Source organism: Glycomyces tenuis DSM 44171, from assembly GCF_000427885.1.
GTDB lineage: Bacteria > Actinomycetota > Actinomycetes > Mycobacteriales > Micromonosporaceae > Glycomyces > Glycomyces tenuis.
Genome location: NZ_ATYW01000002.1, coordinates 181,727 through 193,927, shown reverse-complemented (window position 1 = coordinate 193,927; position 12,201 = coordinate 181,727). Strand labels below are relative to the sequence as shown.

Sequence of the window (12,201 nt, the reverse complement as noted above, 5' to 3'; positions counted from 1 at the left end):
CGAAGCCCCCAGTACGAGGGTGTGCGTGCCGATGACGCCAGGAGACTGGGCCTAATGAGGGCCTCGCCGCCTTGCAGGCACGCAACCTGGCCTGGCTCTCACGGGGACCGAGCTGCCGGAGTAGACAGGGCCACCATGCCGCTCAAAGCGGTGTCCAGGCGCAAGGGAAAAGCCTACCTAGCCTAGCGAACGGCGTCAAAGCCGTATTCGACCCAGCGGGCATCCGTGTGCAGAGTCACGGACGATGACCGGGCGAAAGGGCAGTGGCGCGGTGTTCGCGTCGGTGCGGTAGACACACCGTGGCCTATCTTATCTCGTGGAACGCGCCTCGCACGCGGGGGCCGCCCATTGCCGGGCGTATCCCGCCTCACGTTCCGGCGACGACGGCGGCGACGTCACTCTCGTAGCTCGGCTCCCCCACTGAGCGGGCCATGTCGACGACCCAGACCAGCAGCAACGCCACCACGACCGCGCAGGCGATCCCGATGGCGGTCCAGGCCAGGCGCCGGATCCTGGGGAGCCTGCCGGCGCCGAGGAGGAAGCCTTCGGAGGCGCGGATATCGCCTTCGGCCTGCTTCGCGAGCACGAGCGCGAGGAAGGCGGGGATGACGCCGCCGACGAAGGGCGAGAACACCACGCCGAGGACCGCGAGCGTGAGCGCACCCACCACCTTGGTCGACTCGACCGGATCCGGATCATCGGGATGCCGCGCCCCGCCCGTCTGCTGCGCCTCGATCACGTGCCCATCCTATTGCGGTTGAACTTTCCCCGAAGACTCGGGAACATCTCCCCCATGACCGACCGCCCGAGCGAAGAAGAACCCAAGGAGCAGCACAAGGCCGCCTGGGACGAGTGGTACGCCTCTGGTGACGCCGAGCCCTGGGAAACCGCGATCGGGGACGACCTCGAAGACGAACCCGAGTGGCGGTAGCGCCGAGCGCTACCGCCACTGTCGGTCACGGATTCTTGAAGATGTCGTGCGTGCCGATACGCCGCCAGATGATGTGCGGCTCACCCTCGAATCGTTCTCCACCGTACGACCAGGTGGCACGCCCGTCAGGCGCCCAGGTCAGCTCGAAGATGCCCGGGGCACCCTTGATGCCTTTCACTCGGAGCCCTGGACGTGGCTGCCGCCCCTCCGCAAGGTCGCTCTTGAAATCGTGCATCGCTTTCAAGAATCGTTCTCGCTGCTCGTCACTGAGCCGATCCCAGTCTTGGTCGAACTTGGGAAGCGGCTCGTACGTCGGAACCACTTGCGCTACCGCTCCCGGTTCAGGTAGTCGAACATCTCGTCGATGTCGTGGAAAACCTTGCCTCCACCGGCGGCGATCTGCGCCGAGGCTTCCCGTTCGCCTTCCTGCCACTCCGGCGTCCAGAACCACCGCTGGTCGGCCGGGATCTCCGCCAACCCCTCCATGGCCACTCGGCCATCCTCGTGAATGTTGAACTGGATCTGATCGCCTTCTTTGACGTACAACGCTTCTTGAACCTCCTTCGGGAGCGTGATCTGCCCCTTCTGGCGGATTCGAACCGTGGGGGAAGCGATCACTTTCCGCTCCTCATCGTGATCTTCAGTCATGGAACACCCTCCCCAGGATCTTCATACTTTCCAAGTATATTAGATTCATAATGCCTCGGCATTCTTACTTGGCTCTGATTGCTCTTCGCCCGTCGAATCGAGGCGCTTCCGCTGTTCCGCACACCTCCACCCCGCTGTTTCCTCCAGCAAGGCCAGCAGGTGGGCTTGGACGGATTCGCCGCGTTCGTGCGCGGCGGCAACGAGTTCGGCCCAGGTTTCCTCTGGAACATCGCGAATATGAATAGTCGCCATGGTCGTGTTCTACATGTGCCGGACACCGTGCGGTTGCTGCGACACGCAGATGAGGGGGCCGGGCGCGCAGCGCCCGGCCCCCTCATCTTGTTCAGCCGTCGGGATCGGCTTCTTCGGGTCGGCTCCTTAGTAGGTGCCCAGGTCGTAGGAGTCCTCGAGGCTCACGGCCGGGCCGGTTCCGTACGAGAACGTCGGCGTGGCCGTGTCCTCGTAGCCCCCGAGGGAGTACACCGCGGCCTTCGCCTCCTCGGTGGGCTCCACCGAGACGTTCCGGTACTTCGCGATGCCCGTGCCCGCCGGGATCAGCTTGCCGAGGATCACGTTCTCCTTCAGGCCGACCAGGCTGTCGGACTTGCCGGAGATCGCGGCCTCGGTGAGCACCCGGGTGGTCTCCTGGAAGGAGGCCGCCGAGAGCCACGACTCGGTCGCCAGGCTCGCCTTGGTGATGCCCATCAGCTGCGGGCGGCCCGAGGCCGGCTCGCCGCCGTCGGCGATGATCTTGCGGTTCACCTCTTCGAACTCGAGGCGGTCCACCAGCGAACCGGGCAGGAACTCCGAGGTGCCCGAGTCGATGATCGTGATCCGCTTGAGCATCTGGCGCACGATGATCTCGATGTGCTTGTCGTGGATCATCACGCCCTGCGAGCGGTACACGTCCTGGACCTCGCCGACCAGGTGCCGCTGCACCTTCCGCGGGCCCAGCACGCGCAGCAGCTCGTGCGGATCGATCGTGCCCTCGACGAGCTTCTCGCCGACCTCGACGTGCTCGCCGTCGACGGCCCGCAGGCGCAGACGCCTCGGCACCTTGTCGACCACGATCTCGTCGGAGCCGTCGTCGGGCGCGATGATGATCTTCCGGCTCTTCTCGGCGTCCTCGATGCGGACGGTGCCGCTCGCCTCGGCGATCGGCGCCTTCCCCTTCGGGATGCGGGCCTCGAAGACCTCCTGCACGCGCGGCAGGCCCTGCGTGATGTCGTCCCCGGCCACACCGCCGGTGTGGAAGGTCCGCATCGTCAGCTGGGTGCCGGGCTCGCCGATCGACTGGGCCGCGATGATGCCCACCGCTTCGCCCAGGTCGACCTTCTCGCCGGTCGGCATCGAACGGCCGTAGCAGGCCGCGCACACGCCCTGGCGGGACTCGCAGGTCAGCACCGAGCGGACCTTCACGGTCGTGACGCCCTCGGCGATGAGCTTCGCGATGTTGTCCGAGTTCAGCGGCGTGTTCCGCTCGAGGACGACCTTGCCGTCGACCTCGACGTCCTCGCCGAGGGTCCGGGCGTCGACCGCGGTCTCGACGATGTCGGACTCGACGAGCCGCCCGTCGATCTCGATCGCGATCGGGTAGTCCAGGGCCCGGTCGGTGCCGCAGTCCTCCTCGCGGATGATGACGTCCTGCGACACGTCCACCAGGCGCCGGGTCAGGTAACCCGAGTCGGCGGTCCGCAGCGCGGTGTCGGCCAGGCCCTTGCGGGAGCCGTGCGTGGAGATGAAGTACTCCAGCACCGTCAGGCCCTCGCGCAGCGAGGACTTGATCGGACGCGGGATGATCTCGCCCTTCGGGTTCGCGACCAGGCCGCGCATGCCGGCGATCTGCCGCAGCTGGAGCATGTTGCCCCGCGCCCCGGAGTTGATCATCTGCCACAGCGGGTTGTCCGGCTGGAGGGTGTCGTTCAAGTCCTCCATGACCTCGGCGGTGGCCTTGGTCCAGATCTCGGTCAGCTCGCCGCGGCGCTCCTCGGCCGTCATCAGACCGCGCGCGTACTGCTTGTCGATCTTGGCGGAGTCGGACTCGTACTTCTCGAGGATCTCGGCCTTGTGCGCCGGCTCGATGACGTCCTCGATGCCGATCGTGACGCCCGACCAGCCGGCCCACTTGAAGCCGGCGGACTTCAGCGCGTCCAGGCAGGCGCCCAGCTGGACCTTCGAGTAGTGCTCGGACAGGTCGTGGATGATGTCCGACAGCTGGCCCTTGCGGACCTCGTAGTTGACGTACGGGAACTCCGGCGGCAGGCAGTCGTTGAAGAACACCCGGCCCAGCGTCGTCTCGACGATGAGCGGCTGCCCCGGCTCCCAGCCCTCGGGGGCCTCCCAGGCCTCGCCCGGACCGTTGTCGACCGACCTGACGTCGTCGAGGCGGATCCTGATGGACGCCTGGAGGTTGAGCTCCCTGCGGTCGTAGGCCATGATGGCCTCGCCGACGTCGGAGAACGCCCGGCCCTCGCCCGGCAGACCCTCCTTGTGGTGGGTCAGGTAGTACAGGCCGATGATCTGGTCCTGCGTGGGCAGGGCCACCGGCTTGCCGTCGGAAGGCTTGAGGATGTTGTTCGACGCCAGCATCAGGATGCGGGCCTCGGCCTGGGCCTCGGCCGACAGCGGCACGTGGACCGCCATCTGGTCGCCGTCGAAGTCGGCGTTGAACGCGGTGCACACCAGCGGGTGCAGCTGGATGGCCTTGCCCTCGACCAGCTGCGGCTCGAAGGCCTGGATGCCGAGGCGGTGCAGCGTGGGCGCGCGGTTGAGCAGCACCGGGTGCTCGGAGATGACCTCTTCGAGCACGTCCCACACCACCGGGCGGGCGCGTTCGACCATGCGCTTGGCCGACTTGATGTTCTGCGCGTGGTTGAGATCGACCAGGCGCTTCATCACGAACGGCTTGAACAGCTCCAGCGCCATCTGCTTGGGCAGACCGCACTGGTGCAGCTTGAGGCGCGGGCCGACCACGATGACCGAGCGGCCCGAGTAGTCGACGCGCTTGCCCAGCAGGTTCTGGCGGAACCGGCCCTGCTTGCCCTTGAGCATGTCGGACAGGCTCTTGAGCGGGCGGTTGCCGGGCCCGGTGACCGGGCGGCCGCGGCGGCCGTTGTCGAACAGCGCGTCCACCGACTCCTGGAGCATCCGCTTCTCGTTGGCGACGATGATCTCGGGCGCGCCGAGGTCCATGAGCCGCTTGAGGCGGTTGTTGCGGTTGATGACGCGACGGTACAGGTCGTTCAGGTCGCTGGTGGCGAAGCGGCCGCCGTCGAGCTGCACCATCGGGCGCAGCTCCGGCGGGATGACCGGCACGCAGTCGAGGACCATGCCCAGCGGCGAGTTGCCGGTGGACTGGAAGGCCGCGACGACCTTGAGGCGCTTGAGCGCGCGCAGCTTCTTCTGGCCCTTGCCGGTGGCGATGACCTCGCGCAGGCTGATCGCCTCGGCGTCGAGGTCGAGGCCTTCGAGCAGGTTCTTGATGGCCTCGGCGCCCATGCCGCCGGTGAAGTACTCGCCGAAGCGCTGCTGGAGCTCCCGGTAGAGCATCTCGTCGCCGATAAGCTGGCGCACCTCGAGCTTGCGGAAGGTGTCCATGACCTCGTCGAGGCGGTCGATCTCGCGCTGGGCCTTGTCGCGGATCTGGCGCATCTCGCGCTCGCCGCCGTCCTTGACCTTGCGGCGGACGTCGGCGCGGGCGCCTTCGGCCTCGAGCTCGGCCAGGTCGGCCTCGAGCTTGGAGGCGCGCTCCTCGATCGCGGCGTCGCGCTGCTGCTCGAGGGTGCGCTTCTCGGCGACGATCTCGTTCTCCAGCGTCGGGATGTCCCGCTGGCGGGTCTCCTCGTCGACGCCGGTGATGACGTAGGCGGCGAAGTAGATGACCTTCTCCAGGTCCTTCGGCGCCAGGTCGAGCAGGTACCCCAGGCGCGAGGGCACGCCCTTGAAGTACCAGATGTGCGTGACCGGGGCGGCCAGCTCGATGTGGCCCATCCGCTCGCGGCGGACCTTCGAGCGGGTCACCTCGACGCCGCAGCGCTCACAGATGATGCCCTTGAAGCGGATGCGCTTGTACTTGCCGCAGTAGCACTCCCAGTCCCGGGTCGGACCGAAGATCTTCTCGCAGAAGAGGCCGTCCTTCTCGGGCTTGAGGGTGCGGTAGTTGATGGTCTCGGGCTTCTTGACTTCCCCGTGCGACCACTGCCGGATGTCCTCGGCGGTGGCGAGGCCGATCTTCAACTTGTCGAAGAAGTTGACGTCGAGCACTGAACTCTTCCCCTTGGTTTTTCTTTAAGGATTGGATGAGACGTAGGGGAGGGCGGACGGTTCCGCGGCCGGTTGACTGACCGCGGCCGGCCCGCCCTCGCTCGACGTCAGGCGCTTTCGAAGTCGACGCTGTTGGGTTCCTCGTGGGACAGGTCGATCCCCAGCTCCTCGGCCGCTCGGAACACTTCGTCGTCGGTCTCGGTCATCTGGATGGCCTGCCCGTCGGCGGACAGCACCTCCACGTTGAGGCACAGCGACTGGAGCTCCTTGAGCAGCACCTTGAACGATTCCGGGATGCCCGGCTCCGGGACGTTCTCGCCCTTGACGACGGCCTCGTAGACCTTCACGCGGCCGACCACGTCGTCGGACTTGATCGTCAGCAGCTCCTGCAGCGCGTAGGCCGCGCCGTAGGCCTGCATGGCCCAGCACTCCATCTCACCGAAGCGCTGGCCGCCGAACTGGGCCTTGCCGCCGAGCGGCTGCTGGGTGATCATCGAGTACGGACCGGTGGAGCGGGCGTGGATCTTGTCGTCCACCATGTGGTTCAGCTTCAGGATGTACATGTAGCCGACGCTGATCGGGTCGGGGAACGGCTCGCCGGTGCGCCCGTCGAACAGCCGCGCCTTGCCGGTCGGGGCGACCATGCGGTCGCCGTCGCGGTTCGGCAGCGCGTTCGCGAGCACCCCCTGGACCTCCTCGGGGTGGGCGCCGTCGAACACCGGCGTCCCGACCTTCGAGTCGGTGGGGGCGCTGTCGGCCCCGATGTCCTTGAGCGCCTGCGCCCACAGCTCGTCGAAGTTCTCGATCTTCCAACCGGACTTCGCGGCCCACCCGAGGTGGACCTCCAGCACCTGGCCGATGTTCATTCGGCCCGGCACGCCCATCGGGTTGAGCAGGACGTCGATCGGCGTGCCGTCGGGCAGGAACGGCATGTCCTCCTGCGGCACGACCTTCGAGATGACGCCCTTGTTGCCGTGGCGGCCGGCGAGCTTGTCGCCGACGCCGATCTTGCGCTTCTGGGCGATGTAGACGCGGACCAGCTCGTTGACGCCCGGGGACAGCTCGTCGCCGTCCTCGCGGCTGAAGGTCCGGACGCCGATGACGGTGCCGGCCTCGCCGTGCGGGACCTTGAGCGAGGTGTCGCGGACTTCGCGGGCCTTCTCGCCGAAGATCGCCCTCAGCAGCCGCTCCTCGGGGGTCAGCTCGGTCTCGCCCTTCGGGGTGACCTTGCCGACCAGGATGTCGCCGTCCTCGACCTCGGCGCCGATGCGGATGATGCCGCGGTCGTCGAGGTCGGAGAGCATCTCCTCGCCGACGTTCGGGATGTCGCGGGTGATCTCCTCGGGGCCGAGCTTCGTGTCGCGGGCGTCGACCTCGTGCTCGTCGATGTGGATCGAGGTGAGCACGTCGTTCTCGACCAGGCGCGAGGACAGGATGATCGCGTCCTCGAAGTTCTGGCCCTCCCACGAGGTGAAGGCGACGAGCAGGTTCTTGCCGAGCGCCATCTCGCCCTTGTCGGTCGAGGGGCCGTCGGCGATCGGCTGGCCGGCCTCGACCCGCTCGCCCTCGGTGACCAGCGGCACCTGGTTGATGCACGAGCCGGCGTTGGAGCGGCGGAACTTGTGCAGCAGGTAGGTGCGGCGCATGCCGTCGTCTTGGGCGATCGTGATGTAGTCGGCGCTGGCGTCCTCGACGAGGCCGTCGGACTCGGCGACGACGACGTCGCCGGCGTCGACCGCGGCGCGGTACTCCATGCCCGTGCCGACCAGCGGCGAGTCGGGCTTGATGAGCGGCACGGCCTGGCGCTGCATGTTCGCGCCCATGAGGGCGCGGTTGGCGTCGTCGTGCTCGAGGAACGGCACCAGCGCGGTGGCCACGGAGGTCATCTGGCGCGGCGAGACGTCCATGTAGTCGATCTCGGCGCCGGGGACCAGCTCGGCCTCGCCGCCCCGGCCGCGGGCCAGGACCTGCGAGTCCGCGAAGGTCGCGTCCTCGTTGAGCCGGGCGTTGGCCTGGGCGATGATGAACTTGTCCTCTTCGTCGGCCGTGAGGTACTCGATCTCCTCGGTGGCACGGCCGTCGACGACCTTGCGGTACGGCGTCTCGATGAAGCCGAACGGGTTGACCCGCGCGAAGGTCGACATGGCGCCGATGAGGCCGATGTTCGGGCCCTCGGGCGTCTCGATCGGGCACATGCGGCCGTAGTGCGAGGTGTGGACGTCGCGGACGTCCATCGCGGCGCGGTCGCGGGACAGGCCGCCCGGGCCGAGCGCCGAGAGGCGGCGGCGGTGGGTCAGGCCCGTGATCGGGTTGACCTGGTCCATGAACTGCGACAGCTGGCTGGTGCCGAAGAACTCCTTGATGGAGGCCGAGACCGGCCGGATGTTGATGAGCGTCTGCGGCGTGATCGCCTCGACGTCCTGCGTGGTCATGCGCTCGCGGACGACGCGCTCCATGCGGGACAGGCCCACCCGGATCTGGTTCTGGATGAGCTCGCCGACGGTGCGCAGGCGCCTGTTGCCGAAGTGGTCGATGTCGTCGGCCTGGTAGCCGGGCTCGGCCGAGTGCAGCCGGAGCATGTACTCGATCGTGGCGGCCAGGTCGTCCTCGGTGAGGATGCCGGTGCTGATCGGCGTGTCGAGCTCGAACTTCTTGTTGACCTTGTAGCGGCCGACCTTGGCCAGGTCGTAGCGCTTGGGGTTGAAGAACAGGTTCTCCAGCAGCGTCTGCGCGTTGTCCTTGGTCGGCGGCTCGCCGGGGCGGAGCTTGCGGTAGATGTCGAGCAGCGCCTCGTCCTGCGAGTTGATGGTGTCCTTCTCGAGGGTCGCCATCATGAGCTCGGACCAGCCGAAGCGCTCGCGGATGCGGTCGGCGTCCCAGCCGATCGCCTTGAGCAGGACCGTGACGGCCTGGCGCCGCTTGCGGTCGACGCGGACGCCGACGGTCTCGCGCTTGTCGACGTCGAACTCGAGCCAGGCGCCGCGGCCGGGGATGACCTTGGCGCTGGTGAGGTCGCGGTCGGAGGTCTTGTCGGGCTGCTTGTCGAAGTACACGCCCGGCGAGCGGACGAGCTGCGAGACGACGACGCGTTCGGTGCCGTTGATGATGAACGTCCCCTTCGGGGTCATCATCGGGAAGTCGCCCATGAACACCGTCTGGCTCTTGATCTCGCCGGTGGTGTTGTTGATGAACTCCGCGGTGACGAACAGCGGAGCGCAGTAGGTGAGGTCCTTCTCGCGGCACTCCTCGATCGGGGCCTTGACCTCGTCGAAGCGCGGGTTGGAAAAGGACAGGCTCATGGTGCCCGAGAAGTCTTCGATCGGGCTGATCTCTTCGAGGATCTCGTCCAGACCGCACTTGGCGTCCTCACCGACTCGGCCCTTGTGGGCCTCGTTGCCGATAAGCCAGTCGAAGGAGTTCGTCTGGAGTTCCAGTAGGTTCGGGACTTCCAGTTTCTCTTCGATCCTGCCGAACGAGATGCGGCTGGGTGCGTGCTTGCTCTTGCTGGAGCTGGTCTTGCCAGTGCGGGAAGCTGCCAAGATTCGTCCTTCCGAGGACCTGAGTTACGACGGCCGGCGCATGCCAGGGTCACGACATGAGCGGTAGCGGCGAGGACAGCCGGAGGCAGGCTTCGAATGGAACATGTCCGTGCGGAGCACGGGATGTTCGAGCGTCGATAGCCTTGAATCCCCACCGTCCACGCCCCTCACCGCGTCAGAAGGCGTGAAGGAGGCAGCGCAAATTAATAGCTTAGTGTAAGCTTCGGCAACTGTCAACTCCCCGCCGGGTCAGCGGGGTGAGTGGTGACGACGATCTCGTCGGCTGCCGAAGCTCCTCCCGTCTCAGGGTCGATCCCACCGGGCCGCCGTCCGGCCCGGGCCTGCCTGCGCCGCGTCGCACTGGAGGTGTGCCGTCACACGCCGGTGGACGTAGCGCGCGCCACGTTGTGGCGCTTGAGCCCCTAGTTTGCAGGATGAAGTCACACTTCGTCAAGTCAACCGTCTGATGCGTCGCGGTGCGGATCCTCGCACGAGGGGCCGAGCGGGGCCGGACGGGACGCCCGTTCCAGCCCGCGATTCCCGCCGCCGACAGCGCTCGGACCGCCGATCGGCTAGGCGCCCAAGGGCCGCGGGCGGGCGGGGACGCCTTCCCGCGGCGGGGCGCCTACCGGCCGCCGGGGCCGGCGCGGGCCTGAGCGTGCGGCCGGCCGCCGCGGCGTGTCGGCCGGGCCCGCGGTGTCGTGCCGGGGCGCCCGGCCAGCGCGGCGGCGGACGGGCCGGACAACGCCCGTTGGGGCCCGTCACCAGGCTCTGGGCGTGAAAAGGCCCAGCGCCGCCGGGATCGCGCCGGGCCGATGGGGTCGGCCTCCTGCGCGTCCCGCCCCGCCCGCTGGGTTGATGCCTGACGATGGCTTGTCGACACTGCGATGACGGGCGGAAGGACCTGCCGTCGCCCTCGAAACGGCGATGGCCCCGAGCGCTGGGTCGCTCGCTGGGTATCCCGCGCGGGCGGCGGTCAAACATGGCCGTCCCGGGCGGGCGTGCCGCGGTGCGCCGAGCCGTCCCCTCCGCGGCTCGGCGCGCCGCGGCCTCGGGAACCGTGCGCCGACGCGGCGGCTCGCCGCCGCTGTCGAGGCCCCCGGACCGCGCTCACGCGGCCCGGGGGCGCTCGCGAGCCGCGCAGCGGCTCGCGGGCGCAGTGCGCCTGGGCTGTGCCCGGAGTGCGGGGACGTGGCGCCGCTGCGTCGCCTGTTGCCTTGCGCCGCCGCGTCTTCCGCGCATCGGGCCGGTCGACGGCCGCGGCCTGCGCCGTGGACCGGATCGCTCCGCACCTCCGGCGGCCGATGACCGGCCGCCTCACCGAGTACAACGAGGCCGCGCCGCGAAGGTGACGCGGGCTCGGAGCACTTTTCTCACCACATCGTCTTCAGGGGGCCGATCAGGGGCGGCGAAGAGCCCGGGCCGCGCCCCATCTGCGCGGCCCGGGCGGTTCCCCATTCGGTTGGTTCCGGTCTCCGCACGCCGACGGCGTGCGGGACTCCTCACGGCGGACGCCTACTGCAGAAAAGACGCGACCGAGGCGGGGAAACGTTGCAGGCGTAGGAGAAATTTTCCGCAGGCGAACGAAACGGGGCGGCGGATCGGGGCCCGGAGACGGCGAAACCGGGGCCGCACCACCTTCCGATGGCGCGGCCCCGGCCGTACAGGGCTGGGAGGCCCCTGTGTTCGCTCGGTTCGCCGAGCGGCCGTTTACTTCAGGGAGACGGTGGCGCCGGCGCCCTCGAGGGCCTCCTTGGCCTTCTCCGCGTCGTCCTTGTTCGCGCCTTCGAGGACGGCCTTCGGAGCGCCTTCGACGAGCTCCTTGGCTTCCTTCAGGCCGAGGCTGGTGATGCCGCGGACTTCCTTGATGACCTTGATCTTCGAGTCACCGGCGGACTCGAGGACGACGTCGAAGGTGTCCTTCTCGGCGGCGGCGGCCTCGCCACCGGCGGCCGGGGCACCGCCGGCCGCGACGGCGACCGGGGCGGCGGCGGTGACGTCGAACTCTTCCTCGAACGCCTTCACGAACTCGGAGACCTCAAGGAGGGTCATCTCCTTGAAAGCGTCGAGCAGCTCTTCAGTGGACAGCTTAGCCATGGTGTTTCCTTTCTAAAGTCTCGGACCGGCGGGGTCACTCCCCACTGGCCGCTTTCTTGTCCTGCAACGCCGCGCCGAGGCGAGCCACTTGCGAGAGCGGCGCGTTGAGGACGGCGGCGGTCTTCTGCGCGTTGGCCTTGAGCGCGCCGGCCAGCTTCGCGAGGAGCACTTCGCGCGACTCGAGGTCGGCGAGCTTGGTGATCTCCTCGACGGTGAGGGACTTGCCCTCCATGAACCCGCCCTTGATCACCAGGGCCTCGTGGTCCTTGGCGAAGTTGCGCAGGCCCTTGGCCGCTTCCACCGGGTCGCCTTCGATGAAGGTGATCGCGGTGGGGCCGGTGAACAGGTCGTCCAGGCCGGTGACGCCGGCCTGGCTCGCGGCGCGCTTGGCGAGAGTGTTCTTGGCGACGCGGTAGCGCGCCCCCTCGCCGAGGGAACGCCGGAGCTCCCTCAGTTCCTCGACGGTCAGGCCGCGGTACTCGGTGAGCACGGCGGCGGACGACTTCGAGAAGCTGTCGGTCAGCTCGGCGATGGCGGCTTGCTTGTCCGCCGGGTATTCCTGTCGTTCAGCCATGTTTCCCTCCTTTCTCGGCTGCAATTCCTCAACCGTCCGGAGGCGACAAAAAAGGCGTCCTTGCGGACGCCTCGGCGTTTGACCGGAGGCCGGCTTGGAAGCCGACCGACACCATGGTCGTTTCGAGTCGCCCTGCGCTGGTCCCGGTG

Annotated in this window: 9 protein-coding genes; 1 reads left to right on the top strand and 8 read right to left on the bottom strand. The window is 68.1% G+C overall.

The features are described from left to right. Positions 1-367 precede the first annotated feature (367 nt). A complete protein-coding gene (locus tag YWW_RS28110) occupies positions 368-739 on the bottom strand; it encodes a hypothetical protein (RefSeq protein ID WP_051325330.1) in 372 nt (123 codons plus the stop codon). A gap of 54 nt (positions 740-793) precedes the next feature. On the opposite strand from YWW_RS28110, the gene YWW_RS35700 reads away from it, so the two are divergent. Continuing rightward, positions 794-931, top strand: coding sequence for a hypothetical protein (locus tag YWW_RS35700; RefSeq protein WP_155829881.1), 138 nt, complete (start codon positions 794-796; stop codon positions 929-931). A 25-nt stretch (positions 932-956) separates the two neighbouring features. Here YWW_RS35700 and YWW_RS28105 read toward each other — a convergent pair whose 3' ends face one another. The 7 genes from YWW_RS28105 to rplJ all read right to left on the bottom strand — a co-directional run bounded on the left by YWW_RS28105 (position 957) and on the right by rplJ (position 12,052). Further along, positions 957-1,253, bottom strand: coding sequence for a hypothetical protein (locus YWW_RS28105; protein ID WP_026928993.1), 297 nt, complete (start codon positions 1,251-1,253; stop codon positions 957-959). A gap of 5 nt (positions 1,254-1,258) precedes the next feature. Continuing rightward, positions 1,259-1,579 carry an AbrB/MazE/SpoVT family DNA-binding domain-containing protein gene (locus YWW_RS0103395; protein WP_211228412.1) on the bottom strand — a complete coding sequence of 107 codons (321 nt, stop codon included), beginning with the start codon at positions 1,577-1,579 and terminating at the stop codon, positions 1,259-1,261. 45 nt (positions 1,580-1,624) lie between these two features. Continuing rightward, positions 1,625-1,831, bottom strand: coding sequence for a FitA-like ribbon-helix-helix domain-containing protein (locus YWW_RS35695; RefSeq protein WP_155829879.1), 207 nt, complete (start codon positions 1,829-1,831; stop codon positions 1,625-1,627). A gap of 126 nt (positions 1,832-1,957) precedes the next feature. Further along, positions 1,958-5,842: a DNA-directed RNA polymerase subunit beta' gene (locus tag YWW_RS0103390; protein WP_026928991.1), complete on the bottom strand. Its 3,885-nt coding sequence runs from the start codon at positions 5,840-5,842 to the stop codon at positions 1,958-1,960. Positions 5,843-5,949: 107 nt separating this feature from the next. Continuing rightward, the gene (rpoB, locus tag YWW_RS0103385; protein ID WP_026928990.1) at positions 5,950-9,381 is read right to left on the bottom strand and encodes a DNA-directed RNA polymerase subunit beta; all 3,432 of its coding nucleotides are present in this window, start codon (positions 9,379-9,381) and stop codon (positions 5,950-5,952) included. A gap of 1,710 nt (positions 9,382-11,091) precedes the next feature. Continuing rightward, complete coding sequence (gene rplL / locus YWW_RS0103380) at positions 11,092-11,478, bottom strand: 50S ribosomal protein L7/L12 (protein ID WP_026928989.1); 387 nt, start codon at positions 11,476-11,478, stop codon at positions 11,092-11,094. Positions 11,479-11,512: 34 nt separating this feature from the next. Next, on the bottom strand, positions 11,513-12,052 hold the full coding sequence (gene rplJ, locus YWW_RS0103375; protein ID WP_026928988.1) for a 50S ribosomal protein L10: 540 nt from the start codon (positions 12,050-12,052) through the stop codon (positions 11,513-11,515). Positions 12,053-12,201 lie beyond the last annotated feature (149 nt).